We start from the raw sequence: 26,395 nt of genomic DNA, 5'->3' as shown, positions 1-26,395 counted from the left end.
GCGCCGCTTTACCCCAGGCCGTAGCCGCGCTGTGTGCGTGAAGACCAGTAGAAGCGCCGGTTGCCATAACCGGCGCGGTCCTGACGGCTTAAGCCGCGACGCGGCTCGCGGCCAGTTTGCGTTGCAACTCGGGCATCATCTTCGCCACCGCTTCCTCTCCGGCCAGGATCGCCGCATTGCGCTGCGAGAAATCGCTGCCGCTCATGGCCGCCAGATTCGGCCGGATCACGATGTCGGCGTACTTGTCGAGTTCATAGGTCTTGATCGTCTGGCCCATGATGGTGAAAGTCTGCATCAGCACGTCGAACGAGCTGACCGTGAGGCCGGTTTCCGGGCGCTGCGAGATGTCCACTGCGATCACGAAATCCGCGCCCATCTTGCGTGCGAACGAGGCGGGCACCGGACTCACCAGGCCGCCGTCCACGTATTCGTGACCGCCGATCTTCACCGGCTCGAAAATCGACGGCACGCTGCATGACGCGCGCACTGCGATGCCGGTGTTGCCGCGCTGGAACAGGATCGGCTGGCCGGTTCGCAGATCGGTGGCGACCACGCCGAGCGGCTTGACCATCTTCTCGATCGGACGATTGTTGAGGGTCGTATTCAGATAGTTCTGCAGCGCGACGCCTTGCAGAAAGCCGCGCGTGCGAAACGGCATGGCCCAGTCGCTGATCGAGGTTTCGTCCATGGTCAGCGCGAGTTTGTTGAGCGCGAAGCCGTTCATTCCCGAGGCGTACAGCGCACCGACTACCGAACCCGCGCTCGTGCCCGCCACCAGATCGACCTGGACATTGCGCGCCTCGAGCGCCTTGATTACGCCGATGTGCGCGAAACCACGCGCGGCGCCGCCGCCCAGGGCGAGCCCGACGCGGATCGTTCGCGGCGGTTTATCGAGCGGTGGTGTGTTGGTGGTGGGCGTGGTAGGCGTGGTAGCAATGGGCGTGCTATCGGTCTTGCTGCCGCCGGTCGTGGTGCAGGCGGCCAGCACCGCGGAGGCTGCCGCCAATGAGAAGTTACGGCGGGCGAGGCTAGGGGATGACGGTTTCAACGGGTTCTCCAGCAACGGCCAGGGGGACGCAATCGGCGCAACCTGTGCCGCGATCAGGCGGATAGTCAAACGGACAGGACCACCGGCGGCGATTCCGTACACTGCGGTTCTATCCCTACCCGTAGCGCGCGCACATCATAAATCAAAGCGCCGGATGCGCGTGGACCCTGTAATGAAACGTTGCAGAGGAAGGCCTCGGGGGTCCTGAAGCTCGCTTTGCGAGCATCTTGCGTGCGGGCATTGGCCATTCGGACGAGGGCAGGCAACGCGGGTTCGGAAGGTATAATTCGGCTCTCGCATTTATTTCCTTCGTGTCCGTGCAAGGCGTTTTTTGCCGCGCGGGCACGGTCCGCTGCCGCGCTTCACTGGCAAGGTTCGCCACGGCGCCGGCGCCTGTCTTCCGAGTAACCGCTAATGACCACCTCCGTCCGTACCCGTTTCGCACCGAGTCCCACCGGCTTCATCCACCTCGGCAACATTCGCTCCGCGCTTTATCCGTGGGCGTTCGCGCGCAAGATGAAAGGGACCTTCGTGCTGCGGATCGAGGACACCGACGTCGAGCGTTCCAGTACTGAAGCGGTCGACGCCATTCTCGAAGGCATGGAATGGCTCGGCCTCGATATCGACGAAGGCCCGTTCTACCAGATGCAGCGCATGGACCGTTACCGCGAAGTGCTCAAGCAGATGCAAGGCGAGGGGCTCGTGTACCCGTGCTACATGTCGACGGAAGAGTTGGACGCATTGCGCGAACGTCAGCGCGAGGCCGGCGAAAAGCCGCGCTATGACGGCACGTGGCGCCCGGAACCCGGCAAGGTCCTGCCGGAGCCGCCGGCGGGCGTGCAGCCCGTGCTGCGCTTCCGCAATCCGCTCACGGGTGTGGTTGCATGGGACGACGCCGTGAAGGGGCGCATCGAAATCTCGAATGAAGAACTCGACGACCTCGTGATCGCGCGTCCGGATGGCACGCCGACCTACAACTTCTGCGTGGTTGTCGACGATCTGGACATGCGCATCACGCACGTTATTCGCGGTGACGATCACGTGAATAACACGCCGCGCCAGATCAACATCCTGCGCGCGCTCGGGGCCGAGCCGCCGGTCTACGCGCACTTGCCGACCGTGTTGAACGAGCAGGGCGAGAAGATGAGCAAGCGTCACGGCGCAATGAGCGTGATGGGTTATCGCGACGCAGGCTTTTTGCCGGAAGCCGTGGTCAACTATCTGGCGCGTCTGGGCTGGTCGCATGGCGATGCGGAAATCTTCACGCGTGAGCAGTTCGTCGAATGGTTCGATCTGGAGCATCTGGGCAAGTCGCCGGCTCAGTACGATCACGACAAGCTGAACTGGCTCAACGCGCACTACATCAAGGAGGCGGACAACGCGCGCCTCGCGGCGCTCGCCAAGCCTTTCTTCGCTGAACTGGGTATCGACGAAGCCGCCATCGCGCAGGGCGCCGATCTGACGTCGGTGGTGGGCTTGCTGAAGGATCGCGCGTCGACGGTGAAGGAAATCGCCGAGAACGCTGCGATGTTCTATCGTGTGCCGGCACCCGAAGCCGATGCACTTGCGCAGCACGTCACGGATGTCGTGCGTCCGGCGCTTGCCGATCTGGCTGCTTCGCTCAAGACGGTCGAGTGGACCAAGGAAGCGATCGCGGCAGCATTGAAGGCAACGCTCGGCGCGCACAAGCTGAAGATGCCGCAACTGGCCATGCCGGTTCGTCTGCTGGTGGCGGGCACTACGCATACTCCGTCGATCGACAGCGTGCTGATGCTGTTTGGTCGCGATGTTGTCGTGAGCCGTATCGAAAAAGCGTTGGCTTAAGCGCGTTCGTGCGTGCCTTGAGATGGTTTGCATGCGACTTGCGAAAAAAGTCGCATGCAATTGCTCAAAGGGTATTTACAAAGCGCAGATTGGCCTCTAAAATCTCGTTTCTGTTCTGCAAGGGGGGTATAGCTCAGCTGGGAGAGCGCTTGCATGGCATGCAAGAGGTCAGCGGTTCGATCCCGCTTACCTCCACCATCAGAGCAGAGTGAAGTGGTTCCGAAGTCTGGAGCTTGTAGCAAAAAAGACTTCACAAACAGCGGTAACGTAGTTAGAATATTGGTCTTTGCTGCTGAGGCAAACAACTTTAACCGAAAGTTAAAGTGAGTTGGCAGCAAGATAAAGACAGATCTGAAAAGATTATGTCCCCTTCGTCTAGAGGCCTAGGACATCACCCTTTCACGGTGAGTACAGGGGTTCGAATCCCCTAGGGGACGCCAAATATCAGCGTCGCTTTAGTATTCGATAAGAAGTAATAAAGCAGCGCAGCTTGCAGAGAAAAAACCAACGCTCGCAAGTCATGATAGGCAAACTGGAGTGGTAGTTCAGTTGGTTAGAATACCGGCCTGTCACGCCGGGGGTCGCGGGTTCGAGTCCCGTCCACTCCGCCAGACAAAGCCCGTTCATACAAACTTGAACGGGCTTTTTCATTAAAGGTGTAAGCAGTACGTTGTCCCCTTCGTCTAGAGGCCTAGGACATCACCCTTTCACGGTGAGTACAGGGGTTCGAATCCCCTAGGGGACGCCAAAACATCGGCGTCGTTCGGTTGGAAGTTTGAACGGTGCGGGTGGCGAATGAGCAAAGCTCACAAGCCACGGTGCAAAAATCTGGAGCGGTAGTTCAGTTGGTTAGAATACCGGCCTGTCACGCCGGGGGTCGCGGGTTCGAGTCCCGTCCGCTCCGCCAGATTTTAGAAAGCCCACTTCGTAAGAAGTGGGCTTTTTTTATTTCCGCAGCCGGGTCCGCCTGGGTATCGTCCGGGTATGCTCGGGACAAACAGCCATTGCCAGCGCGCGCGGCCTGTTTTACCGTTGACCCGACTCATCTTCGCCGTTCCACCATGTTCGATCCAACCGAAGCTCCGTCACCGTTTCATCTGCGCAGCGCCAGCATGGACGATTTCGAGTTCGCTGAAGCGCTGACTCGCAATAACATGGGTGGCTACTATCGCCGGCACCATCTGGTCTGGCGCGGCGATCTGTTTCTCGGTAGCTGGCGCGAGTCGGAGAATTTCATTCTCGAAGTGGACGGCCACCCGATCGGCGTACTGCGCATCACGCAAGAAGGCGATTCCTTGCATATCCGCGACGTACAGATTGCCGAAGGGCATCGGCGGCTCGGCGCCGGCACGTATCTGCTCGATATGTCGCATCAGTGGGCGCGCGAACGCGGGCTGCGCGAGTTGCAGTTGCGCGTGTTCGTCGACAATCCTGCTGCGCGGTTGTATCAACGCAAGGGGTACAAGCTGACCGGACCGCGTCTGGCGCAACTCGGGGCGATCCGTCATCTGGCGCGGCGTGTCTGACGCAGCGCGGTTGACTCAATACGTCTGGTTCACCACGTTTAACTCACTGCGCATCTGACACCGAGCGGCTGGCGATTGCGCGCGACGCCGTCACTTGCGCAGGGTCTCTTCGTCTGCCTCTGCATCACCACGATCTCCGCTTTCCACACGATGCTCCGAGCCACGCTCGATGAACGCACGTGGACTTTCGCCGAACGCTCGCCGGAACATCGCCGAGAACGCACTCTGGCTCTGATAACCCAGCTCCTGCGCGACATGCGAAAGCGGCCGTCCCTGGCTCAACAGCGGGATCGCGCGCGCCAGAACCGCCTGCTGACGCCATTGCGAAAAGCTCACACCCAACTCCTGACGAAACAGCCGCGCAATCGTGCGCGTGCTGGCACCCACGCTCGATGCCCATTGTTCGAGCGAATCGCCGTTCGTCGGGTCTGCGATCACCGCCTCACACAACGCGCGCAAGCGCTTCTCGTTGGGCATCGGCACGGACAGAGGCAGTGGCTCGGAACGTGTCAGTTCGTCGAGCGCGAGCGCGCCCAGCAACTGTTCGCGCGTCGCCGAGATGCCGGGCGTATCGAGCGCGGCGATGACTTCGCGCAGCAGATCCGATACTTCGACCACGCGCGGCGTATCCAGTCCGGCCGGAACGGTGCTTTCGGTAATGTAGAGCGTGCGCAGAAATGCATCTTCGACGGCGACCACTTCATGTGTCACATGTGGCGGCACCCAGATCGCGCGGGACGGCGGCACCATCCACGTCGTGCCGGTTGTTGCGACCCGCAGCACGCCGCGCGACGCATAGGCCACCTGCGCCCACGCGTGCGTGTGCCGTGCGATACGCCAGCCCGAAGGCATCAGCCGCGAGCGCACGCGGATCGGGTGCGTTTGCGTCGGCTGGAACTCGGGCGGGATGTCGGCGAAGCGGATCCGGCTCGACTGGACTGAGTCAGTGGGCGAATTCATGTTGAAGAACGATCCAATGGACGGAACTCAAAAAACGCAGCGCCTGGAAATGCGGAACTCACGAGCACGGAGCGCCTGGGCACCACCGAGTCTTCAAGCGCAGAGCGCCGGGAGCATAGACCCGAAGGCACGGACCCAAAACCACAGCCCCAAAACCACTCCAAGCTTCTCATTGTAGGTGTTACGCCCGTGTCAACGTTGCATAATGTCCCGATTGCACGGATCCCGAGGAGACCCCCATGAGCTTTGCAACCGCTGACTTGTGCGACGCACACGAGGAGCAACTGGCGCTCGGAACGCTGCGCGTCCTCGACCCGGTCTTCCATCTTTTCAGTCGCGCCGAGTGCTTCAGCGGCGCGGCGGTCACGCTCAAGGTGTTCGAAGACAATGCGCTCGTACGCGCCACGCTCGAGGAGAAGGGCGCGGGCCGGGTGCTGGTAGTCGACGCCGGAGGCAGTCTGCGTTGCGCGCTGGTAGGCGGCAACCTCGCGCAAATTGCCGAGCAGAATGGCTGGGCGGGCATCGTGCTGAACGGCTGCGTGCGCGATACGTTGGAGCTCAATGAAGTCAATGTCGGGGTGGCGGCGTTGGCGACCTGCCCACGACGTGGCCAGAAGCTCGGTACGGGCGAGCGCGACGTACCGGTGCAACTGCCGGGCGCGCTGGTCCGTCCAGGCGAATGGATCTATGCGGATATCGACGGCGTGCTGGTAGCGAGCGCGTCGCTGAACTGAAGCCTCGGCAACAGCCAGGGCACAAACTGGTAATCAAGGAGAGCAAACGACGATGCAGACCGTTTTTGTATATGGCACGTTGCGGGCCGGTGAAGTGAACGACCTTAGAGAGGCTGCCGCGCGCAACGACATCGCCGCACCGAGCCTGCTCGGCACGGCCACGGTGCGCGGCCATCTATTCGACTTCGGCTTGTATCCGGGCCTCGTGGTCGACGAAACCGGCGTGGACGTCGTAGGCGACGTCTACGAAATCGACGATGAACTGGTTGCGGTGCTCGATGAGATCGAAGCGGTGTATCCCGGCGTCGAAGATCGTTTCCTCGCACGCGAGGTGATGGTGAAAGTAGACGGTAACGTCGTGAACTGCCGCTTCTATCCGGTCGTGCCCAATGCGGTGAAGGGTCTGCCGGAAATCAGATCGGGCGATTGGGTCGAGTATCGCAGCGCGCGTTGAGGAGACACGCAACTAGCCGGCAGCCAGCTCGCCAGGAGATCGCAACGAACGCATGGCGAGCGCACGGCGGTATGGAGAGCACATAAAAAAACGGCCCGGCAGGCATACGCCTGTCGGGCCGCCGGTCGGTCAGCCTTGCGATCCGGGCCGCTCTTTCATCTTGCGTGGCTGGTGAAAGCGGGCCCGGGACGACGTCGTTATTGCTCGTAAATGAGGCTCGTAAATGAGGCTGGCAAATGAGGCTGATGCATGAAGCCGTTCAGGCGCCTCAGATTTCCTCGTACAGCGGCAGCGTCAGGAAGTCGGTGAACTGTTCCGACGTCGACATTTCTTCGAAGATTTCCGCGGCGCGATCGTACGGCTTCGTATCGCCGCCGACTGCCTGCTTCACCTTGTCGAGTTCTTCCGCCGACAACGCGCGCACCAGTTCGGCCGTCACCTTGCGGCCGTCTTCGAGCTTGCCCTTCGGCGAGCGAATCCATTGCCACACCTGCGAGCGCGAAATTTCCGCGGTGGCGGCGTCTTCCATCAGGTTGTGAATCGGCACGCAGCCATTGCCCGCGAGCCACGAACCCAGGTAGTGAATGCCGACGTTGATGTTGTTGCGCAGACCGGCTTCGGTGATCGGCGTTTCCGGACGGAAGTCCATCAGGTCGGCCGCCGTGACGAGCACGTCGTCGCGTTGCTTGCCGATCTGGTTGGGCTTGTCGCCGAGCACCTTGACGAATTCTTCCATCGCGATCGGCACGAGGCCCGGATGCGCGACCCAGCCGCCGTCGTAACCGTCGCCGGCATCGCGTGCCTTGTCCGAGCGCACACCGCCCATTGCCTTGTCGTTGGCAGCGGGATCGTTCTTGATCGGGATCAGCGCGCTCATGCCGCCGATTGCCGGCGCGTTGCGACGATGGCAAGTCTTCAGCAACAGCAGCGCGTAGGCACGCATGAACGGCGCGGTCATGGTGATCTGCGAGCGGTCGGCGAGACAGAAATCGCGGTCGTTCTTGAACTTCTTGATCGCCGAGAAGATGTAGTCCCAACGGCCGGCATTCAGACCCGAGCTGTGTTCGCGCAACTCATACAGGATCTCGTCCATCTCGAACGCGGCGACGATCGTCTCGATCAGCACGGTCGCGCGAATCGTGCCGCGCGGCACACCGACGGCTTCCTGTGCGGCGAGGAAGATATCGTTCCACAGACGCGCTTCGAGATGGCTTTCCATTTTCGGCAGATAGAAGTAGGGCGCCGTGCCGCGCGCGACCTGTTCCTTCGCGTTGTGAACCATGAACAGCGCGAAATCGAAGATGCCGCCGGAGACGCGCTTGCCGTCCACCGTCACGTGTTTTTCGTCCAGATGCCAGCCGCGCGGACGCACGATCAGCGTGGCGACCTTATCGTTCAGCGTGTACGACTTGCCGTTCTGTTCGAGCGAAATCGTGCGGCGCACTGCATCCTTCAGATTGATGTGGCCGGTGATCTGGTTATCCCAGCTCGGCGCATTCGAATCTTCGAAGTCGGTCATGTACGAATCCGCGCCCGAATTCAGCGCGTTGATGATCATCTTGCGCTCGACCGGTCCGGTAATTTCCACGCGGCGGCATTGCAGATCGTGCGGCAGCGGCGCGATCTTCCAGTCGCCTTCGCGCACGCTTTTCGTTTCGGCGAGAAAGTCGGGACGCTCGCCGGCGTCGAGTCGTTTCGTGCGTTCCACACGCGCCTGCAACAACTGCTGACGGCGCGGTTCGAACGTGCGATGCAGCGCGGCGACGAGTTCGAGCGCGTCGCGGGTGAGAATTGCTTCAAAGCCCGGCTTGATCTCAGCCGTGATTTCCATGCCCTGCGGCAACTGCAGCGATGATTGCGATGACAGCGAATTCGCCATGGTTTCTCCTTGGTCGGTCAGATTGCAAAGATGCAAATGTTGAGATGCGGTTGAATTGCGTCGCGGGGTCCAGGTCGTAGCCGTCATGCGCCAGGGCTGTGGCGCGTGCGGTTGCCACCGGGATTGCCGGTGCCGCTATTGCGGTCGGGCGACGCGAGGGACTTCAGAAAAGCGAGCAGATCGTTCATGCCTCCGCCCGCGCCATGCGGCGTGACGCCCAGTTCTTCGGCGGGTGCGTTTTGCCGGTTAAGCCAGAAAGTCGTGAAGCCGAACCAGCTCGCGCCTGCCACGTCCCAGCCGTTCGACGACACGAAGACGATCTCGCGCGGTTCTGCGTCGAAGGCTTGCGTGCCGAGCGAGTAAGCCGTGGGCGAGGGTTTGTAGGCGCGCACGGTGTCGACGGATAGAACATGGTCGAACAGGCCCGTCATGCCGGCGCTCTTCACGGCGATGTCGAGCATTTGCGGATTGCCGTTCGAGAGGATCGCGAGACCGGGCCTTGACGTTGTCCCTGTTCCGGGTTTGCCGCCCGCAGACGCAGGTGCGGATCCAGAAGACGCCAAAGGCGTGTCGCGCAACTGGCGCAGCGCGGGCACGGCGTCGGGGAAGGCGGACAGGCACGCGTATTCGTCCATCAGACGCTTTTCCGCCGCGCGGCCCAGCGTGAGATGCAGTTTCTTGGCGGCGAAGCGCAAGGCGTCGAGCGTGATGTCCCAGAACGGCCGGTAGTGCGCGCCGGGCGCACTGGCCGGATCGGCGAGCGTGCGCAACTGCGTGTATTCGATCTGTTTCTGGCGCCACAACTGCGAGAGCGCATCGCCGTGGCCAGGAAACATCTGCTCCGCGGCAGCGATCACCGAATGCACGTCGAAAAGCGTGCCGTACGCGTCGAAAATCACTGCTTTAGGGAAAGGTGTCGTTGTGGCCGACATTGCCGTGCACTCCTATCAGAGGTCAGGACGGATTGTATTAGTGATGCTGTGCGCTAAAAAAGAGGCTAAACATCACTTGATCTTTTACTTTCATCCACCTAATCTGACGCGCACCGACCACTTTCCCGCGCAACCTCCGAGGGACTTCCTTCGCGGCGTTGCGATTCAACTGCCCATGGACCGTTTCAAGCAGATCGAGACTTTCGTTACCGTCGCGGCCAAGGGCAGCCTGTCCGCCGCGGCCCTGGCCGAGGGCGTCGCGCCCGCGATCATTGGCCGTCGCATCGATGCGCTCGAAGAGCGCCTTGGCGTCAAATTGCTGGTGCGCACCACGCGCAAGATCACGCTGACCTTCGAAGGCTCGGCGTTTCTCGAAGATTGTCAGCGCGTCATCCACGACATGCAGAACGCCGAGGCCAGCGTGTCGGCGGGCGGCGTGAAGGCGAGCGGCCATTTGCGGCTGTCGGCGCCGGCCGGCTTCGGGCGCCGGCATGTTGCGCCGCTGGTGCCGGCCTTCACCGTCGCGCATCCGGATGTATCGATTACGCTCGACCTGTCCGACCGGCTGGTCGATCTCGTCAACGAAGGGTTTGACTGTGCCGTGCGGCTGGGCGAGTTGCCGGATTCGTCGCTGGTGTCGCTCAAGCTCGGTGAGAACCGCCGTGTGTGCGTGGCTTCGCCCTCGTATCTGAGCCGGCGCGGATCGCCGCACACACTGGCGGATCTCGCGCACCACAATTGCCTCGCGCTCGGCGCGAGCGCCAATCAGCAGCGCGGCTGGATGTTCCAGCAGGGCGACAAGGTGGTGTCGATCAAGGTGTCCGGCACGATGGAATGCTCGGACGGCGCCGTGCTGCACGAGTGGTGTCTCGAAGGCTATGGACTCGCCTGGCGTTCGTGGTGGGAAGTCGGCACGGATATCGCGGCTGGGCGGCTGGTGAGCGTGCTCGACGAGTTTGCCGCGCCGCCGATCGGCATCCATGCGGTTTTTCCGCAGCGCCGGCATTTGCCGCTGCGGGTTCGGCTGTTTCTGGATTTTCTCAAGCATACGTACGGCCATCCTGATTACTGGGGCGAGGGCGGCTGAGTTGCGGCTGCGGCCTGCGATCGGGCGGCCCGGAGACCCGGCAACCCGGCACAACGACCTTTACGCTGTCCGGCCCAACCGCCACACGACTGCCATGCAGGCTCGCGCAACGGGTTTTCGATATGCGGAAAGACCCGCACGACGGCCTTACCCGCATTTCTGCGAACTACAATCGATTGAAGCGGCTTCTACGCCGAGCCTCGTGGGACGCTGACGCCGCGCTGCGCGCAGCCGGCGACGGAGGGCATCATGTTCAGGCACATCCTGGTTCCAACCGATGGGTCAGACCTGTCACGCAAAGCGATAAACGGCGCCATCGATCTCGCGCAGGCCGTCGGCGCTCGCGTCACCGCCTACGCCTGTCTGCCGCAATATCCGTACTCGCCGTTCTCCGACGTTGTGGTCGAACCGCCGGTCGAGTTTCTGCAGCGCAGCGAGCGTGAGGCGCGCGTGCATCTGCGGGAAGTGGAGCTGGCCGCGCACCGTGTCGGCGTCGAGGTCGACAGCCGCACCAGCGTGCATCCGGCGCCCTATCTCGGCATCATCGAAGCGGCCGAGCAGGGTGCCTGCGACGTGATTTTCATGGCTTCGCATGGACGGCGCGGCCTCGGCAGCTTGCTGATCGGCAGCGAGACGCAGCGGGTCCTGACGCATACGAAAATTCCGGTGATCGTGTATCGCTGACGTGCCTGCTCGCGATTGCCGTCGCGGGCAGGTACGACATGGCAAAAAAACGCGCCGGCGATGAGGCCGGCGCGCTCGATGCTCGCCGCACAATGCGTTGTGCTGGCTTTGTCTGCACTGTCGACCAGAGTTCGCGCTTTAACGCGTTACTCTGGTTTCATGCAACGCTGCTGCCTTCTCTCCCAGATTCCAGCCATCAGGGCAGACCGGCGTGCTTCGGCCCTGATGGCTGCTCCTCCCTGACTGCGGCCCTCTAGCGGAGCCGCTTTTGTTTGCCTTGCCGTTCCCGCGATCAGACCGCGAAGTACCTTAAGCGACCTTCTTGTCGAAAAACTGTTCGTCTTCCGTCGAACCGTGCAGCGCGGTCGTCGATGCATCGCGCTCGACCGTTTGCGTCACGGCGTCGAAGTAGCCGGTGCCCACTTCGCGCTGGTGCTTGACCGCGGTGAAGCCCTTTTCGGCGGCGGCGAATTCAGCCTGCTGCATTTCGACGAAGGCGGTCATCTGGTTGCGGGCATAGCCGTGCGCCAGATTGAACATCGAGTAGTTCAGCGCGTGGAAGCCGGCCAGCGTGATGAACTGGAACTTGTAGCCCATCGCGCCGAGTTCGCGCTGGAACTTGGCGATGGTTGCGTCGTCCAGGTTCTTCTTCCAGTTGAACGACGGCGAGCAGTTGTACGACAGCAGCTGGTCCGGGAATTCCTTGTGGATCGCGTCGGCGAATTTCTTCGCGAACTCGAGGTCCGGCTTGCCGGTTTCGCACCAGATCATGTCGGCGTACGGCGCGTAGGCGAGGCCACGCGAGATTGCCTGTTCCAGACCCGGCTTCGTGCGATAGAAACCTTCCACCGTGCGTTCGCCCGTCAGGAACGGCTTGTCGTTGTCATCCACGTCCGACGTGATCAGGTCGGCGGCTTCAGCGTCGGTGCGAGCCAGCAGCACGGTCGGCGTGCCGGAGACGTCGGCGGCCAGACGCGCGGCAGTCAGCTTGGCGATGTTTTCGCGGGTCGGCACGAGCACTTTGCCGCCCATGTGGCCGCATTTCTTCACCGAAGCGAGCTGGTCTTCGAAGTGGACGCCTGCGGCGCCGGCTTCGATCATGGCCTTCATCAGTTCGAACGCGTTCAGCACGCCGCCGAAACCGGCTTCCGCGTCGGCCACGATCGGTGCGAAGTAGTCGATATAGCCTTCGTCGCCCGGGTTCTTGCCTTCCGACCACTGGATCTGGTCGGCGCGCGTCAGCGTATTGTTGATGCGCTTCACGACGAGCGGCACCGAGTTCGCCGGGTACAGCGACTGGTCCGGGTACATTTCACCGGCCACGTTCGCGTCGCCCGCTACTTGCCAGCCGGACAGGTAGATCGCCTTCAGACCGGCCTTCACCTGCTGCATCGCCTGGTTGCCGGTCAGCGCGCCGAGCGAGTTCACGAACGGCTCGTTGTTGACGCTTTCCCACAGCTTTTCCGCGCCGCGCTTGGCAAGCGTGTGCTCCACTTGCAGCGAGCCGCGCAGACGGATCACGTCTTCGGCGGTGTACGTACGCTTCACGCCTTTCCAGCGCGGATCGGTTTCCCATTGCTGTTGGAGTTGCTTGGCTTGTTGTTCGCGCGACATGGTGTGCTCCTTGGTTGCCTGTAATGGATAGGTGACTGTTGTCTTCGTCGAAGCGCTTGGCCCATTGAGGCGTTTCGTTTCGTGAAGTCTTATATAAGAGTCTAGGCAAATCGACCTCCGCGCAATAGCGGCCGAAGAGTGTTTTTCTAATATTTATTTTTGTTAAAAATCAATGATTTGTTTGTGTCGTTCCGCATTAAGAAACGTCTTTTTCCATCTTGCAATAGGGCGTCTTGTGCCTTGCAGCACGATTTTTTACGACGCAAAAAAATTTTCCACATCGTGAAATTTAAGTGCCCGCCAAAACGCGGGCGAAAAAAAACCGGCGCCTGAGCACCGGTTTCTTTCGACTGACAGGCGGCGCGGGGCCGTCCGGGTCTTTTTTCAGGCCGCCTTACGTACTGAACGAGCTACGTAAATGGCGCTTGCCCGATAACTGCTGATTAGCTGCCGCGACGCGCCGTACGCGGACCGTCGCTGCGGCGCGCGCCGTAGCCACCATCGCGCGAACCGCCACCGAAGCCGCCGTCACGCGAACCGCCGCCAGCCGACTTGCCGGCCCAACCGCCGCCATTGCCGCTACCGCTGCGCGAACCGCCGCCGTTACCGGCCGGCTTGCCTGCGCCGCTGCCGCTACCGAAGCGACGGCCACCGCCGTTGCCACCGCCCGGACGGCCACGGCCGCCAAAGCCAGGACGGCCACCGCCCGACGGCGCCGATTTACGCGGCTCGAAGCCTTCGACGACGTTGACCGGCAGCGGGGTGCGCACGAAACGCTCGATGCGCTTCAACGCGCCTTGTTCCGCGTGATGCACGAGGCTCACGGCGATACCCGAGCGGCCAGCACGGCCGGTACGGCCGATACGGTGCACGTAGTCTTCAGCAAACTTCGGCAGGTCGTAGTTGAACACGTGCGTGATGCCCGGGATGTCGATACCGCGAGCGGCGACGTCCGTTGCCACCAGCACGCGCACACGGCGCTCGCGCAGGGCCTTGATCGTGCGGTTACGCGCGCCTTGCGGCAGATCGCCGTGCAGAGCTGCCGATTCGAAACCGGCGTCGGCCAGACGGCCGGCCAGTTGGTCCGCGTCCATCTTGGTTGCCGTGAAGACGATAGCCTGGTCGAGGCCTTCGTCGCGCAGCAGATGGTCGAGCAGACGATCCTTGTGATCGCGGTCGTCGACATAGTGGACGGTTTGCGCGATGTTGGTACGTTGCTCGAGGCGTTGAACGATTTCGATCCGTTCCGGATCCTTCAGCAGACGGCCCGTCAGCGAACCGATCTTGCCGTCGAGCGTAGCCGAGAACAGCATGGTTTGACGCGAAGCCGGCGTAGCGGCAACGATCGTTTCGATGTCTTCGATGAAGCCCATGTCCAGCATGCGGTCGGCTTCGTCGAGCACGAGGATCTGCAGTTGCGACAGATCGATACGGCCGCGTTCCAGGTGGTCGATCAGACGGCCCGGCGTAGCAACCAGGATTTCCGGGTTCTTTGCCAGCAGCATCAATTGTTGACCGTAAGCGACGCCGCCCAGAATGCTGACGGTGCGCAGACGCTTGAGGTGCTTGCCGTACGTGGCAGCGGCGGTGGTGACCTGCATTGCGAGTTCGCGGGTCGGCGTCAGAACCAGCATGGTCGGACGGGCAACCGGTTGCGGACGGCGCGTGCGGGCGCCGTCGGCCGGGCGCGGCTCACGCGGCTGGCTGGCTTGTGCTTTTTGCAGTTGCGAGAAACGTTCGATGGCGGGCAGCATGAACGCGGCGGTCTTGCCCGAACCGGTCGGGCTCGAGACCAGCAGATCGCGGCCGGCGATGCCGGCGGGGATCGCGCGTTGCTGAACCGGAGTCGGGTTTTGATAACCAGCGGCGGTCAGCGCGGAGACGACATCCGCGGAGAGACCGAGCGACGCGAACGACGGGCCGGTCGACACTGCGGTTTCTGCGGCGACGGCTTCCGGAGCGGCAGCAACGGCTGCGGCTTGTGCGGGTGCGTCTGCGAAACCGAGGGCTTGATCGGCGATGGCGTTCAACGGGCTGCTGGGGGTGTTGCTCGAAGTCATGAGAATCCTTGATAAATCCTTGGTACACACGGAATTAAAACGTCGGCGCCAATCGGCATACCCAAGTCGTCGGATTCAGCGAGCAAAGAAGCAGCGAGCAAATCGAAAAACGGGGGCAGCTCGCGGCAATGAAGGCGAGCTTTTCGTTAGAAGCTGTATCGGATGCGACATGCCAACACGGCGTGCCGCCAGCCTGGGACATGATCGCCCGTAGGGGGCTAGGCAGGAGGGGACAGGTTCTAAACTGGATTGGAGCTAAACGCTACGAGGCGCTGCGCCGCAAAGGCCGCTAGAGGAAAGCCGGGCAAAGCAGTGAAGCGCAGGCAGCATTGTATAGGGTTTTGTTGCACTGCGCCACCGTTAAGAAGTTTCCTGGTGGAAAACTTCCGTTTGGCTGCCCGTGAAGGGGCTTAGGGAGGCAGCCCGCCGCCGGGGCCGCCTAAGGACCTGGACCTGCCCGCAGGGCTGCCCGAGCGGGCGTGCCCACGGGGGCCGCCTTAGGGACCACGTTAGGGACCCTCAGGGGGCACTTTAGGGAACACATCCTAGGGATCGCCTAAGCGGTCGCAATTACCGCGGCCATTCCAGGACGACGTCCCAGCCTGCCGTCCAGACGGCGGATTTCGCCGCGAGGTCGGATTCAGGCGGCGGTGCCGCTTTTGAGGGCTTCGATCAATTCGACGTATTGCTGCTTCGCCGCGTCCTGCGCGGTGCCTTTGAGCGCGGCCCACGCATCGTACTTGTATTTGCCGACGATATCGGTGAAGCCGGGTTTGTCGCCGTGGACGTCACCGTCGATGGCCTGCTTGTAGAGGGCGTAAAGGCGCAGAAGGGTAAGGTTGCCCGGACGCTCGGGCAGTTGCTTGGCATCTTCCTGGGCCTGGACGAATTGCGCGTTGATGTCTGTCATGGTGTTTTTTGCCCGGCTGGCGGGGTTAGTTCTGGCTGGGCCGATGATCATAACAACTGCATGCCGCCGCGGGGCCGAGGGCTTATTCCAAACATCCCTCTCCACCGGGAGGGCAAACCCAAAACCGCATCTGCACGCGCCGTGCCGATTACAATACGGTCCATGACTCAAACTGTGCTCCTTGCCCTCGATACTTCGACCGAATTCTGCTCGGTAGCGCTCCTGTCCGCCGCTAGCGGCGCGGCGAGCCAGACAGCGGAACAAGACCGCGCCGAACCCCGGATCTGGGTGCGTCACGAGCAAACCGGCGCAGTCTCCAGCACGCGCCTCTTGCCCGCGATCCGCGAACTTTTCGACGAAGCCGGCCTGAAACTGGCGGACTGCCATGCCATCGCCTTCGGTTCCGGTCCCGGCTCATTCACCGGTCTTCGCACGGCAACCGGCGTCGCTCAGGGCCTCGCATTCGGCCTGAATTTGCCGGTCGTGCCGGTCAGCACGCTGCTGGCATGCGCGGAAAGCGCACGGCTGCGCGATCCGTCGGCGACCCGCGTGCTCGCCGCGCTTGACGCCCGGATGGACGAAATCTATTGGGCCGACTACGCGTGGGACGCAGCCTCTGGCGAATGGCGCACGCTCCAGCCGGCTTCGCTCGACGCGCCGGAACGGCTCGTGTTGCCCGACGTCCCCTTCACGCTGGCAGGTAATGCCGCAGCCGCCTTCGGCGCGCGGCTGCCCGCCGTCGCGGCTGCGCGAATCGTCGACGGTGAAGCGCTGCCGCATGCCGTGCCGCTCGCGCATGCGGCGCTGCGCGCGTTTCGCGCCGACCGCACCGTGCCCGCCGACCAGGCCGCGCCGGAATACATACGCGACAAGGTCGCCCAGACCACGGCGGAGCGCGTCGCAGAAAAAGCCGCCAAGGCGGAGCAAGCTGCCGAGAGGCCCGCGCAAGATGCGCATCAAGGTGAGGGCCGGCAATGAGTGGCGTGTTGCTGGCGGACCGTTACATGTCGCCGATGACCGAAGCCGATCTGGACGAGGTCGCGGCGATCGAAAAGATCGCCTACGAATTCCCCTGGAGCCGCGGCAATTTCGGCGACTCGCTGCGCAACGGTTATTTCGGTATCTGCCTGCGTCACGTAACAGGCACGCTGATCGGCTATTGTGTGCTGATGCCGGTCGTCGACGAAATGCATCTGCTCAATTTGTGTGTGGCGCCTGCCGCGCAAGGCGCCGGTGCCGGGCTCGCGCTGTTGCGTGAAGCGGTGCGAATTACGCGCACCGAAAAGCTCGACGGTTTGCTGCTCGAAGTGCGGCCGTCGAATCATCGGGCTATCCGGCTTTATGAGCGCTTCGGCTTTGCGTCGATTGGCCGGCGCAAAAACTATTATCCGGCGCGGCATCGCAGCCGGGAGGACGCCATCGTGATGCGTTTCTCGTTTGCCACGGAGGGCGCAGATGGCGCTGCATGAATCGGTACTGGAAGAGTTCGGACTTGCGCCGCTGTGGGTGCGTCGCGGGATGTCGGCGGCGCAGGAGCCCGCCGGTGACGCCGGGGTCGAGCAGGGCGCCGGTGCGTTAGCGAATCAGGAGGCGCATCGCGACGATCCGCGTGTGGCGGCGCGTGACGCGTCTTTGGCTGCGTTTGCGCAGGATGGTCGAGACGGTACGCGGCCGGCAATGCAAACCGGCGACGCTCGACAAGCCGATTCCGCACACGTGCAGAGCGAGCGCCGTGCGCCGGTTCGTGCGGATCAAGCGTCACCGCCTGCTGAAATGCGCGATCGATCTGATCGCCAGACTCCGGTTCGTGCAGGCGATTCGTCGCGGGCTATGCCGGAGCGGGATCAAGGCGAGCGCTTTGCGCCGCCGGAGCAGGAACAGCCAGGACGCGTGCAGGCGCCGGCCGAAGCGCGGCAGTCATCGCAGCAGCCTCGTACACCCGAACCGCCGGCGTTCGACGGCCCACCCGACGACGACTTCGCATGGTTCGACGATCAGCCTGCCCACGCACCCGTTGCACCCGCTGAAGCGCGCCGCGAGACACCCGAACCCTTATCGATCCAGACGCTCGACTGGGAACCGCTGAGCGAGCAGGTCGCCGCCTGCCGACGTTGCCGCCTGTGCGAGAAACGCACGAACACGGTATTCGGCGTCGGCGATCGCAACGCCGACTGGATGTTGATCGGCGAAGCGCCGGGCGAGAACGAAGACCGCCTGGGCGAGCCGTTCGTCGGCCAGGCCGGCAAGCTGCTCGACAATATGCTCCGTTCGCTCACGCTCGCACGCGACAGCAACGTTTATATCGCCAACGTAATCAAGTGCCGCCCGCCTGGCAACCGCAACCCCGAGCCGGACGAAGTCGCGCGTTGCGAGCCGTATCTGCAACGGCAGGTCGCGCTGGTCAAGCCGAAGCTGATCGTCGCGCTCGGCCGCTTCGCCGCGCAAAGTCTGCTCCGGACCGAGGCGAGCATTTCCTCGCTGCGCGGCCGCGTGCACGAATACGAGGGGGTGCCGGTCATCGTCACCTATCACCCGGCGTATCTGTTGCGCAGCCTGCCGGATAAAGCGAAGGCCTGGGCGGACCTGTGCCTCGCGCGCGACACGTGGCTTGCGGCGGGCGGCGTGCCGTCCAACGCGGCAAAGTGACCGACGTGACCTGGCCGGCGTCGCGTCGCGCCGCCGCGCCCGGCTCATCGGGCAAATCTGGCGCATCAAGCACATCAAGCACATCTGGCTCATCTGGCTCATCTGGCTCATCTGGCTCATCCGGCTCATCCGGCTCATCCGGCTCATCCGGCTCATCCGGCACATCCGGCACATCCGGCACATCCGGCACATCCGGCACATCCGGCGCATCCGGCACATCCGGCACATCCGGCGCATCCGGCGCATCCGCGGCGGTCCTCGAGAATCTGCTTGGCACCCTTCGCGAACCGGCAGTGCGCGATCTTGCCTGGTTGCTGCTGAGCGCCGATTTGTTGCGAGCGCAACCACCGGTGGGCGCGCTTGCGAACCCTTTCGACACGCAGCAGGAAGCTGATGCAACCGTCGACTGGTTGCGTGCGTTAGATACCGATCCGGCCGAGTTGCAGCGCGATCTTGCCGCGACGCGTATCACGCGTCTTGGCCGCTATGCCGAACGGTTGCTCGGATGGTTCCTGCAACATGGACCTGCAGCGCGGCTGGTCGCGGCCGGGGTGCCGTTGCGGCGCGCGGGCGTTACGCTCGGCGAATGCGATTTTCTCGTGCAGACGCAGCAGGGCGCGCGGTTGCATTGGGAGCTGGCGGTGAAGTGCTATCTGCATGCGGGCGAAAGCCGTGCGCAATCGACCACGCAGTCGACCACGCAGTCGACAGCGCGCTTAGCCGATTACGTCGGGCCGAATCTGAAAGACCGCTTCGATTTGAAGCTCGCGCATGTGCTGAATCATCAACTACCGTTGAGCGCACGCGAAGAGTTCGCCTCGGTCGGTCATCCAGGGCCGTGGACGCCGCAGATGTTCATCAAAGGCTGGTTGTTCTATCGCGCTGGCGAGACGCCGGCCGATCCTGCCGAGCTCGATCCGTCGCATGGACGAGGCTGGTGGGTGACTCGCGGCGAATGGACGGACTTTGCCGCGGCGCATGCGCAAACGTGGCGTGTGCTGCCACGGTTGGAATGGCTTGCGCCACGCTGGCACGAGTCAGGTGTGTCAGGTGAGGCGGAGGGCGTGGGATCCGTTTTTGTCGATGCCGGAACGCTCGCTGCGCAAACGTCACATCAGCACGGACCGACGATGGTGGCGGCGTTCGTTGCCGACAACGCCGGCAACCTGATAGAACGCTCGCGCGGCTTCATCGTGCCCAACGAATGGCCTGAGCTTGCGCAAGCCTACGCGCGACAGTAGCGGGATTTGTGGTTGCCGACATCGGCACGGGGGCTGTTCCAACGCATAGCTGCGTAGCCGCTGACTTCCGACCGGATTCATCGTTGAACCCGGCACCTGAATCGAATGGCCGATGGCATCGCCCGGTGCAGCCATATGCGGCCCCGTTCAGCCCCTCACCACCACCGATAAAAATGATGCACCGGCCCGACGCCGCTGCCGACGTCGAGCCGATCGCTCGCTTGCAACGCACCGGTCAGATACAGCTTGGCGTCGGCGACCGCGCTCGCCAGATCGGCGCGCTGCGGAATCAGAGCCGCAATCGCCGACGACAGTGTGCAACCCGTTCCATGCGTATTCTTTACCGGCACGCGCGGGCCGCCCAGGCGCAGCGTGCCGCTGTCCTGAATGAGCCAGTCGGGACTGTCCGCCGCGCTCAGATGGCCACCCTTCATCAGCACTGCCCGCGCACCGAGCGCACGCAACGCTTCGCCTTGTTCGACCATGCCGGCTTCATCGGTAGCCGCTTCCACGCCTAGCAAGGCCGCGGCTTCCGGCAGATTGGGTGTCAGCAGATCGGCCAGCGGCAACAACTCGTCACGCACGGCAGCAACGGCATCCGGCAGCAGCAGCGCGTGATTGCTCTTCGAAATCATCACCGTGTCGAGCACGATGTGTTTCGGCTTGTGCCGCCGCAGCGCGTCGGCGACCGCACGCGCGATTCCCGCATTCGCCAGCATGCCGATCTTCACGGCATCGATACGGATGTCGTCGAACACCGCATCGAGTTGCGCGGCAATGAAGGCGGGCTCCGGCGCATGAATCGCCGTGACGCCACGCGTGTTCTGCGCGGTGAGCGCGGTGATCACGCTCGCGCCGTAGGCGCCGAGCGCCGAGAAAGCCTTCAGATCGGCCTGAATGCCGGCGCCGCCGCCGGAATCGGAACCGGCGATCGTCAGCACATTGGGAATGGGTTGAGTCATGGCAAAGCGAGGAGAGGGGGAAGGCGCGGGCACCAGGCGCGGTGCCCGCCGCGGGTCAGTGCTTGACTTCGCCGATCAACGCGACCGAGTCGAACGCGCGCTGATTCGCCTGGTGGCGGCGCATGACGAACCACATCATCACGCAGACGAAGGTGCCGAACAGCACGATCACCGCCGTGACCGGCACGTCGAGCCACACCAGCACGGCGTACAGGCACAGCATCACGAGCACCGAGAGATTTTCGTTGAAATTCTGCACGGCGATCGAGTGACCCGCCGACAGCAGCACGTGGCCGCGATGCTGGAGCAGCGCATTCATCGGCACGACGAAAAAGCCCGACAGGCCGCCGACGACCATCAGGAAGATATACGCGACGATCAGATAGCCCGGCACATGCATGCGGCCGAAATACAGACCCCAATGCGTGGGGAACAGATTGCGCGTATAGAAGGCCATCAGCATCACGGCGATACCCATCATGATGCCGACCGGAAGCACGGTGAGCGACTTCTTCAACGGCACGCGCGAGGCTGCGTAAATCGCGCCGACCGCCACGCCGACTGCGACCACCGCTTGCAGAATCGCGGCTTCGGAAAGCGACATGTTCAGCGACACTTCCGCCCACTTCAGCACGATGAATTGCAGCGTCGCGCCGGCGCCCCAGAACAGCGTGGTGACGGCGAGCGAAATCTGGCCGAGCTTGTCGCGCCACAACACGAGAAAGCAGTCGGCGAAATCGGTGACCAGCTTGATCGGGCCGCGTTCCTGTTTCGGATAGCGCGCGCCGGTGTCGGGAATGCGCAGATTGAACAGCGCTGCGATCACGTAGATGGCCATGATCACCAGCATCGCCGCTTCAGCGGGCGTGTTGACGGTAGGGATGTGCTGCCTGAGGATCGGCGCGGCAATGTGCGGGCTGATGAGTGCGCCGCCGAGTACCGTGCCGAGAATGATCGAGCCGACCGTGGTGCCTTCGATCCAGCCGTTCGCCGCGACGAGCCGGTCAGGCGGCAGCAGTTCGGTAAGAATGCCGTATTTGGCGGGCGAGTAAGCGGCCGCGCCGAAACCCACAATGCCATAGGCGATCAACGGGTGCGCGCCGACCAGCATCGTGATGCAACCCACGACCTTGATGGTATTGGTGACGAACATCACGTGCCCCTTCGGCCGGGAATCGGCGAAGGCGCCCACGAAGGCGGCCAGAACGACGTACGACAGCACAAAGAACAACTTGAGCAGCGGCGTCATCCAGTTCGGGGCGTGAAGATCTTTCAGCAGTGCGATAGCAGCGATCAGAAGCGCATTGTCGGCCAGCGACGAAAAAAACTGCGCGGCCATGATGGTGTAAAAACCTTTTTTCATCTGATGCGATGCTGTCCTCGCTGCGGTCTGTCCGCCCCGGCCGTGTGGAAAGCGTCCGGGCTTATGCCGTTCGAAATGGGTTGTGCGCACGGCTTTATATCACGAAAATAGCTGGATTCGGACTAGCAGAATCCTTGATCGCACCGCCCAGCGGGCCGCCGAGCGTTGAAAACGCCCTGTAAGCTCCTGATTCGCAAGCGTCTTTACGAAAATTACCCATGCCGCGCCCCCTCTCAGCCACGATTCATACCGCCGCACTCGCCAATAATCTCGCCGTCGCCCGGCGTTACGCACCGAAGTCGAAAATCTGGGCCGTCGTCAAGGCGAATGCTTACGGGCACGGCCTTGCACGCGCTTTTCCCGGCTTGCGCGCAACCGACGGCTTTGGTTTGCTGGACCTCGAAGAAGCGGTGAAGTTGCGTGAACTGGGCTGGGCCGGCCCGATTCTGTTGCTCGAAGGTTTTTTTCGTCCAACCGATATCGACGTGATCGACCGCTACAGTCTGACCACGGCGCTGCACTCGGACGAACAGTTGCGCATGCTCGAAATGGCGCGCCTGTCCAAGCCGGTCAATATCCAGTTGAAGATGAATACCGGCATGAACCGCCTCGGCTACACGGTGGAAAAATTCCGCTCCGCGTGGGAGCGCGCGCGGGCTTGCCAGGGCGTCGGCCAGATCACGTTGATGACCCATTTCTCGGATGCGGACGGCGAACGCGGCGTCGCGCATCAGATGGAAGCATTCGAGCGCGGCGCGCAGGGCATTGCCGGCGCGCGCAGCCTGTCGAATTCGGCGGCAACGCTATGGCATCCCGAAGCGCATTTCGACTGGGTGCGTCCGGGCATCATCATGTACGGGGCTTCGCCGTCGGGCGTGACGGCCGCGATCGCAGGCACCGGCCTGCAGCCGGCCATGACGCTCGCCTCCGAACTGATCGCGGTGCAGACGCTCGCCGAAGGCAATACGGTCGGCTATGGCTCGGCGTTCAAGGCGCGCGGGGCGATGCGCATCGGCGTGGTGGCCTGCGGTTACGCGGACGGTTATCCGCGGGTCGCGCCGGAAGGCACGCCGGTGATCGTCGACGGCGTGCGTACGCGGATCGTCGGACGGGTGTCGATGGACATGCTGACCGTCGACCTGACGCCGATCCCGACGGCCAACGTGGGCTCGCGCGTCGAGTTGTGGGGGGCCGCGCTGCCGATCGACGACGTCGCGCAGGCGTGCGGCACGATCGGCTACGAGCTGATGTGCGCGGTGGCGCCGCGCGTGCCGGTGCGGGCGGAGTAACGTGCAGCACGGACGTGCGGGCCGCCGTGCCGGCGGTCTCGATGACGGTGCAAAGACAATCCCCAGGACGGTCGCAGTGAGGTTCCCGGTGAGCTGGAGCGGCTCAATGAGGACCGCGGCGAGCGCATCAATCCAAAGAACAGCAACAACGAACAGCAACAAGGCAAGGGCGCGTGGCTAAACAGAAGACGTTGTATATCTGCAGTGAATGCGGCGGCCAGTCGCCGAAGTGGGCCGGGCAGTGCCCGTCATGCAATGCGTGGAACACGCTGGTGGAGTCGGTCGCGGAGGCGCCGTCCACACATCGCTTCCAGTCGCTCGCGAAGAGTGCGCCGGTGCGGCGTCTCGCCGATATCGAAGCGTCCGACGTGCCGCGCTTTTCGACCGGCGTCAGCGAGTTCGACCGTGTGCTGGGCGGCGGTCTCGTGCCGGGCGGCGTGGTGCTGATCGGCGGCGATCCGGGCATCGGCAAATCGACGCTGCTGCTGCAGTCGCTCGCGGAAATCGCCGCGGACAAACGCGCGCTTTATATCAGCGGCGAAGAATCGGCCGCGCAGATTGCGTTGCGTGCGCAACGGCTTTCGTTGCTGGAACCCGGTTCGAAGGCGAGCGAATTGCAACTGCTGGCGGAAATCCAGCTCGAGAAAATTCAGGCGACCATCGCCGAACAGCGGCCGGACGTCGCGGTGATCGACTCGATTCAAACCGTTTATTCCGACGCGCTGACCTCCGCGCCCGGTTCGGTCGCGCAGGTTCGCGAGTGCGCGGCGCAATTGACGCGCATCGCCAAGCAGTCGGGCACCACGATCATCATGGTCGGCCACGTCACCAAGGAAGGTGCGCTCGCCGGGCCGCGCGTACTCGAGCACATCGTCGATACGGTGCTGTACTTCGAGGGCGACACCCATTCGTCGTACCGCCTGGTGCGCGCGATCAAGAACCGCTTCGGCGCGGTCAACGAACTCGGCGTGTTCGCGATGACCGAGCGCGGTTTGCGCGGCGTCGCCAATCCGTCGGCGCTGTTTTTGTCGCAGCACGAGCAATCGGTTCCGGGGTCTTGCGTGCTGGTGACGCAGGAAGGCACGCGGCCGCTGCTGGTCGAAGTGCAGGCGCTGGTGGATTCTGCCAACGCGCCGAATCCGCGGCGCCTTGCAGTCGGGCTGGAACAGAACCGCCTCGCGATGCTGCTGGCGGTGCTGCATCGGCACGCCGGCATTGCCTGTTTCGATCAGGACGTGTTCCTGAACGCGGTGGGCGGCGTGAAGATCACCGAGCCCGCGGCCGACCTGGCCGTGCTGCTCGCCATCCACTCTTCGATGCGCAACAAGCCGCTGCCCAAGGGGCTGGTCGTCTTCGGCGAAGTCGGACTCGCCGGCGAAATCCGGCCGTCGCCGCGCGGTCAGGAGCGTCTTAAGGAAGCCGCCAAACTGGGTTTTTCGATCGCGGTCATTCCGAAGGCCAATGCACCGAAGCAGCCGATTGAAGGCTTACAGGTTGTTGCGGTCGAACGGATCGAACAGGCTATCGACCGGGTGCGCACGCTCGAATAGACGGGGCTTTGGCGCCTGTGGGCGCGCTCGGCCCCGGTAATGCGCGGTAAATATCTCCATATTGGCTGTAACCACGCCGCCATTCCTTTTTCCTAAGCTGCGAGGGTATTGCATCCCTTCTGATGCCCGAAAAAGGATCGCGCCTTGAAACAGTCATATGAAACCGTGGCCGAGCGCCCGATGCAGGTGCGTGGTTGTCGCGTCTCCGAGCCTATTCGCCAGCCCTGGGGCGGCGCTTGCCGGATTGTCGAGTGGATCGATACGACGGGGCAGATTTCGCGCCGGGTGGTGGCCGAAGATGTGACCGCGGCCGAAGTGCGCGCGACAATCAACCGTCATGTCGAAGGCCGCAAACATGTTCTGTACGACGACGAAAAAACGCCGCGCCAGGTTTTGCCGCGGCAAACAGCAGCGCGGCGCTGAGGTTTTGCGCGGCGGGCGTGTGGCCCGGCTGCCTCTGTCTGGATGGCGAGTTAATCGCTGCGGGCCGCAGATCTCACACCCAGACTGTCCGGGCAAGTCTTAGCCTGATCGCCGTTTAATCCTGGTAGCGCTTAACCGTTCTGGCGACCGTCGTTTCCGGCATTGTTTCCGTTCTGGTCCGCGCTCATCGCCGCGTACGCTTCGCGATTGAACAGCGGGTGCTGCGCGGCTTCTGCCGGGGTCAGCACCGGCGAGACACAGCAGTCCAACGATTCCAGCAGCAGGACCCATTCCTCCAGCGGACGCCTGGCGATCAGGTCGGCCAACTCCTGCGTCAGTGCGGCGGCGTCCGGGCCGCCGATCGCCTGGCCGAGACTCCAGTGACGCGTCGCCCATTCGGGCCGGTCCAGCGCCATGCACAGCGTTTCCCAGAACTTGAGTTCGAGCGCGCCGACCGCGAGCCAGCGGTTATCGAGCGTCCGATACAGGTTGTAGCAGGGTACGCCGCCGTTCAGCAGACTCGCGCCCGCGGCCGGCGCGGCGCCCTCGTTGGCGAGCGAAACTTGCGCGACGACGTTGTGCGCATACGTGACATGCGCCATCGATACGTCGACGAAGCGGCCGCCGCCTCCGCGCGACACATGCCATAGCGCAGCGAGAATCTGCGTGACCGCGCTCAACGCGCCGCCGAGCAGGTCGGCGATCTGGAAATTCGGCAGGATCGGCGTGCCGTCGCGGCTCGCCAACTGATCGAGCACGCCCGCGTAGCCAATGTAGTTCAGATCGTGACCGGCATGGTCGACAAACGGACCGCTCGCGCCGTAACCGCTGATCGCGCAGTACACCAGTCTCGGATTGAGCGCGTGCAGGGTTTCGTAGCCGACGCCGAGGCGTTCCATCACGCCGGGCCGGAAACTCTCGATCAGCACGTCCGCTTCGGCTGCGAGCGCGCGCAAGACGTTGCGTCCCGCTTCCGATTTGAGGTCGAGGCGCGTTTCGCGCTTGCCGCGATTCACCAGCCGGTAAAACGCGCCGGGGCGGCCCGCCACGCGGTCGCTCGACGATTGCATCATCGTGCGGGTGGGGTCGCCCGCGCCGGGCGCTTCGATCTTCAGCACGTCGGCGCCGAGTTCGGCAAGCCTCAAGGCGGCCACCGGACCGGGCAGCAGGCGCGTCAGGTCCAGCACGCGCAGGCCTTGCAGCGGAGCA

Annotated in this window: 23 protein-coding genes and 5 tRNA genes; 18 read left to right on the top strand and 10 right to left on the bottom strand. The window is 63.1% G+C overall.

Annotated elements, in window-relative coordinates; all coding sequences use genetic code 11:
* Window positions 1-88: 88 nt before the first annotated feature.
* The gene (locus ACOSV0_RS12705) at window positions 89-1,048 is read right to left on the bottom strand and encodes a patatin-like phospholipase family protein (RefSeq protein WP_434110260.1); all 960 of its coding nucleotides are present in this window, start codon (window positions 1,046-1,048) and stop codon (window positions 89-91) included.
* A 414-nt stretch (window positions 1,049-1,462) separates the two neighbouring features.
* Between ACOSV0_RS12705 and gltX the strand changes: the two genes are divergently transcribed.
* From gltX to ACOSV0_RS12670, 7 genes are all read left to right on the top strand, one after another.
* Entirely contained in the window at window positions 1,463-2,872 is a 1,410-nt protein-coding gene (gene gltX / locus ACOSV0_RS12700) for a glutamate--tRNA ligase (protein WP_434106519.1), read from the top strand.
* A gap of 122 nt (window positions 2,873-2,994) precedes the next feature.
* A tRNA-Ala gene (locus ACOSV0_RS12695) sits at window positions 2,995-3,070 on the top strand.
* Between the two features lie 166 nt (window positions 3,071-3,236).
* Window positions 3,237-3,312, top strand: a tRNA-Glu gene (locus ACOSV0_RS12690).
* Window positions 3,313-3,406: 94 nt separating this feature from the next.
* A tRNA-Asp gene (locus tag ACOSV0_RS12685) sits at window positions 3,407-3,483 on the top strand.
* Window positions 3,484-3,544: 61 nt separating this feature from the next.
* Window positions 3,545-3,620 (top strand) — tRNA-Glu (locus tag ACOSV0_RS12680).
* Between the two features lie 82 nt (window positions 3,621-3,702).
* Window positions 3,703-3,779: transfer RNA gene (locus ACOSV0_RS12675), tRNA-Asp, on the top strand.
* Between the two features lie 154 nt (window positions 3,780-3,933).
* Window positions 3,934-4,398 carry a GNAT family N-acetyltransferase gene (locus ACOSV0_RS12670; RefSeq protein ID WP_434106518.1) on the top strand — a complete coding sequence of 155 codons (465 nt, stop codon included), beginning with the start codon at window positions 3,934-3,936 and terminating at the stop codon, window positions 4,396-4,398.
* Window positions 4,399-4,488: 90 nt separating this feature from the next.
* On the opposite strand, the gene ACOSV0_RS12665 is transcribed toward ACOSV0_RS12670, so the two are convergent.
* Window positions 4,489-5,358: an AraC family transcriptional regulator gene (locus ACOSV0_RS12665; RefSeq protein ID WP_434106517.1), complete on the bottom strand. Its 870-nt coding sequence runs from the start codon at window positions 5,356-5,358 to the stop codon at window positions 4,489-4,491.
* Window positions 5,359-5,597: 239 nt separating this feature from the next.
* Between ACOSV0_RS12665 and rraA the strand changes: the two genes are divergently transcribed.
* Window positions 5,598-6,092, top strand: a complete 495-nt coding sequence (rraA, locus tag ACOSV0_RS12660; RefSeq protein WP_434106516.1) for a ribonuclease E activity regulator RraA — start codon at window positions 5,598-5,600, stop codon at window positions 6,090-6,092.
* Window positions 6,093-6,144: 52 nt separating this feature from the next.
* A complete protein-coding gene (locus tag ACOSV0_RS12655; protein WP_434106515.1) occupies window positions 6,145-6,546 on the top strand; it encodes a gamma-glutamylcyclotransferase family protein in 402 nt (133 codons plus the stop codon).
* A gap of 268 nt (window positions 6,547-6,814) precedes the next feature.
* Here ACOSV0_RS12655 and aceB read toward each other — a convergent pair whose 3' ends face one another.
* Window positions 6,815-8,425, bottom strand: coding sequence for a malate synthase A (gene aceB / locus ACOSV0_RS12650; RefSeq protein ID WP_434106514.1), 1,611 nt, complete (start codon window positions 8,423-8,425; stop codon window positions 6,815-6,817).
* 83 nt (window positions 8,426-8,508) lie between these two features.
* Window positions 8,509-9,357: a (S)-2-haloacid dehalogenase gene (locus ACOSV0_RS12645; RefSeq protein WP_434106513.1), complete on the bottom strand. Its 849-nt coding sequence runs from the start codon at window positions 9,355-9,357 to the stop codon at window positions 8,509-8,511.
* Window positions 9,358-9,532: 175 nt separating this feature from the next.
* Here ACOSV0_RS12645 and ACOSV0_RS12640 point away from each other — a divergent pair, with 175 nt between their 5' ends.
* Together ACOSV0_RS12640 and ACOSV0_RS12635 are read left to right on the top strand one after the other, a co-directional pair.
* Window positions 9,533-10,444: a LysR family transcriptional regulator gene (locus tag ACOSV0_RS12640; protein ID WP_093633358.1), complete on the top strand. Its 912-nt coding sequence runs from the start codon at window positions 9,533-9,535 to the stop codon at window positions 10,442-10,444.
* A 249-nt stretch (window positions 10,445-10,693) separates the two neighbouring features.
* Entirely contained in the window at window positions 10,694-11,128 is a 435-nt protein-coding gene (locus ACOSV0_RS12635; RefSeq protein WP_434106512.1) for a universal stress protein, read from the top strand.
* A gap of 309 nt (window positions 11,129-11,437) precedes the next feature.
* Here ACOSV0_RS12635 and aceA read toward each other — a convergent pair whose 3' ends face one another.
* The 3 genes from aceA to ACOSV0_RS12620 form a co-directional block, all read right to left on the bottom strand.
* Entirely contained in the window at window positions 11,438-12,742 is a 1,305-nt protein-coding gene (aceA, locus tag ACOSV0_RS12630; RefSeq protein WP_028199401.1) for an isocitrate lyase, read from the bottom strand.
* A gap of 443 nt (window positions 12,743-13,185) precedes the next feature.
* Window positions 13,186-14,802, bottom strand: coding sequence for a DEAD/DEAH box helicase (locus ACOSV0_RS12625; protein WP_434106511.1), 1,617 nt, complete (start codon window positions 14,800-14,802; stop codon window positions 13,186-13,188).
* A 640-nt stretch (window positions 14,803-15,442) separates the two neighbouring features.
* On the bottom strand, window positions 15,443-15,712 hold the full coding sequence (locus tag ACOSV0_RS12620) for an acyl-CoA-binding protein (protein ID WP_097389630.1): 270 nt from the start codon (window positions 15,710-15,712) through the stop codon (window positions 15,443-15,445).
* Window positions 15,713-15,874: 162 nt separating this feature from the next.
* Here ACOSV0_RS12620 and tsaB point away from each other — a divergent pair, with 162 nt between their 5' ends.
* The 4 genes from tsaB to ACOSV0_RS12600 all read left to right on the top strand — a co-directional run bounded on the left by tsaB (window position 15,875) and on the right by ACOSV0_RS12600 (window position 19,599).
* A complete protein-coding gene (gene tsaB, locus ACOSV0_RS12615) occupies window positions 15,875-16,690 on the top strand; it encodes a tRNA (adenosine(37)-N6)-threonylcarbamoyltransferase complex dimerization subunit type 1 TsaB (RefSeq protein WP_434106510.1) in 816 nt (271 codons plus the stop codon).
* Complete coding sequence (gene rimI / locus ACOSV0_RS12610) at window positions 16,687-17,181, top strand: ribosomal protein S18-alanine N-acetyltransferase (RefSeq protein ID WP_434106509.1); 495 nt, start codon at window positions 16,687-16,689, stop codon at window positions 17,179-17,181. Before tsaB ends, rimI begins: the two co-directional genes overlap by 4 nt.
* Window positions 17,168-18,358, top strand: a complete 1,191-nt coding sequence (locus ACOSV0_RS12605) for a uracil-DNA glycosylase family protein (RefSeq protein ID WP_434106508.1) — start codon at window positions 17,168-17,170, stop codon at window positions 18,356-18,358. The genes rimI and ACOSV0_RS12605 overlap by 14 nt, the downstream gene beginning before the upstream one ends.
* Before the next feature lie 293 nt (window positions 18,359-18,651).
* Window positions 18,652-19,599, top strand: coding sequence for a DUF1853 family protein (locus tag ACOSV0_RS12600; RefSeq protein WP_434106507.1), 948 nt, complete (start codon window positions 18,652-18,654; stop codon window positions 19,597-19,599).
* A gap of 155 nt (window positions 19,600-19,754) precedes the next feature.
* Here the strand turns inward: ACOSV0_RS12600 and thiD are convergent, their stop codons facing one another.
* A complete protein-coding gene (gene thiD, locus ACOSV0_RS12595) occupies window positions 19,755-20,561 on the bottom strand; it encodes a bifunctional hydroxymethylpyrimidine kinase/phosphomethylpyrimidine kinase (RefSeq protein WP_434106506.1) in 807 nt (268 codons plus the stop codon).
* A 55-nt stretch (window positions 20,562-20,616) separates the two neighbouring features.
* Window positions 20,617-21,924 carry a lysophospholipid transporter LplT gene (lplT, locus tag ACOSV0_RS12590; RefSeq protein WP_434106505.1) on the bottom strand — a complete coding sequence of 436 codons (1,308 nt, stop codon included), beginning with the start codon at window positions 21,922-21,924 and terminating at the stop codon, window positions 20,617-20,619.
* Between the two features lie 218 nt (window positions 21,925-22,142).
* On the opposite strand from lplT, the gene alr reads away from it, so the two are divergent.
* From alr to ACOSV0_RS12575, 3 genes are all read left to right on the top strand, one after another.
* Window positions 22,143-23,213 (top strand): alanine racemase, encoded by a 1,071-nt coding sequence (gene alr / locus ACOSV0_RS12585; RefSeq protein WP_434106504.1) that lies wholly within the window; start codon window positions 22,143-22,145, stop codon window positions 23,211-23,213.
* Window positions 23,214-23,386: 173 nt separating this feature from the next.
* Window positions 23,387-24,763, top strand: a complete 1,377-nt coding sequence (gene radA, locus ACOSV0_RS12580) for a DNA repair protein RadA (protein ID WP_434106503.1) — start codon at window positions 23,387-23,389, stop codon at window positions 24,761-24,763.
* A 144-nt stretch (window positions 24,764-24,907) separates the two neighbouring features.
* Window positions 24,908-25,186, top strand: coding sequence for a DUF2866 domain-containing protein (locus ACOSV0_RS12575; protein WP_434106502.1), 279 nt, complete (start codon window positions 24,908-24,910; stop codon window positions 25,184-25,186).
* A 131-nt stretch (window positions 25,187-25,317) separates the two neighbouring features.
* Here ACOSV0_RS12575 and ACOSV0_RS12570 read toward each other — a convergent pair whose 3' ends face one another.
* Complete coding sequence (locus ACOSV0_RS12570) at window positions 25,318-26,388, bottom strand: CaiB/BaiF CoA transferase family protein (protein WP_434110258.1); 1,071 nt, start codon at window positions 26,386-26,388, stop codon at window positions 25,318-25,320.
* Window positions 26,389-26,395 lie beyond the last annotated feature (7 nt).

The organism is Paraburkholderia caffeinilytica, from assembly GCF_051027425.1.
Taxonomy (GTDB): domain Bacteria; phylum Pseudomonadota; class Gammaproteobacteria; order Burkholderiales; family Burkholderiaceae; genus Paraburkholderia; species Paraburkholderia caffeinilytica_A.
This window is presented reverse-complemented; position numbering and strand designations above follow the sequence as displayed.

Excerpts from the sequence above, each read along its gene's own strand:
- gltX (WP_434106519.1), top strand. The coding sequence starts at position 1,463 with ATGACCACCTCCGTCCGTACCCGTTTCGCACCGAGTCCCACCGGCTTC.
- ACOSV0_RS12670 (WP_434106518.1), top strand. The coding sequence starts at position 3,934 with ATGTTCGATCCAACCGAAGCTCCGTCACCGTTTCATCTGCGCAGCGCC.
- ACOSV0_RS12665 (WP_434106517.1), bottom strand. The coding sequence starts at position 5,358 with ATGAATTCGCCCACTGACTCAGTCCAGTCGAGCCGGATCCGCTTCGCC.
- rraA (WP_434106516.1), top strand. The coding sequence starts at position 5,598 with ATGAGCTTTGCAACCGCTGACTTGTGCGACGCACACGAGGAGCAACTG.
- ACOSV0_RS12655 (WP_434106515.1), top strand. The coding sequence starts at position 6,145 with ATGCAGACCGTTTTTGTATATGGCACGTTGCGGGCCGGTGAAGTGAAC.
- aceB (WP_434106514.1), bottom strand. The coding sequence starts at position 8,425 with ATGGCGAATTCGCTGTCATCGCAATCATCGCTGCAGTTGCCGCAGGGC.
- ACOSV0_RS12645 (WP_434106513.1), bottom strand. The coding sequence starts at position 9,357 with ATGTCGGCCACAACGACACCTTTCCCTAAAGCAGTGATTTTCGACGCG.
- ACOSV0_RS12640 (WP_093633358.1), top strand. The coding sequence starts at position 9,533 with ATGGACCGTTTCAAGCAGATCGAGACTTTCGTTACCGTCGCGGCCAAG.
- ACOSV0_RS12635 (WP_434106512.1), top strand. The coding sequence starts at position 10,694 with ATGTTCAGGCACATCCTGGTTCCAACCGATGGGTCAGACCTGTCACGC.
- aceA (WP_028199401.1), bottom strand. The coding sequence starts at position 12,742 with ATGTCGCGCGAACAACAAGCCAAGCAACTCCAACAGCAATGGGAAACC.
- ACOSV0_RS12625 (WP_434106511.1), bottom strand. The coding sequence starts at position 14,802 with ATGACTTCGAGCAACACCCCCAGCAGCCCGTTGAACGCCATCGCCGAT.
- ACOSV0_RS12620 (WP_097389630.1), bottom strand. The coding sequence starts at position 15,712 with ATGACAGACATCAACGCGCAATTCGTCCAGGCCCAGGAAGATGCCAAG.
- tsaB (WP_434106510.1), top strand. The coding sequence starts at position 15,875 with ATGACTCAAACTGTGCTCCTTGCCCTCGATACTTCGACCGAATTCTGC.
- rimI (WP_434106509.1), top strand. The coding sequence starts at position 16,687 with ATGAGTGGCGTGTTGCTGGCGGACCGTTACATGTCGCCGATGACCGAA.
- ACOSV0_RS12605 (WP_434106508.1), top strand. The coding sequence starts at position 17,168 with ATGGCGCTGCATGAATCGGTACTGGAAGAGTTCGGACTTGCGCCGCTG.
- thiD (WP_434106506.1), bottom strand. The coding sequence starts at position 20,561 with ATGACTCAACCCATTCCCAATGTGCTGACGATCGCCGGTTCCGATTCC.
- lplT (WP_434106505.1), bottom strand. The coding sequence starts at position 21,924 with ATGAAAAAAGGTTTTTACACCATCATGGCCGCGCAGTTTTTTTCGTCG.
- alr (WP_434106504.1), top strand. The coding sequence starts at position 22,143 with ATGCCGCGCCCCCTCTCAGCCACGATTCATACCGCCGCACTCGCCAAT.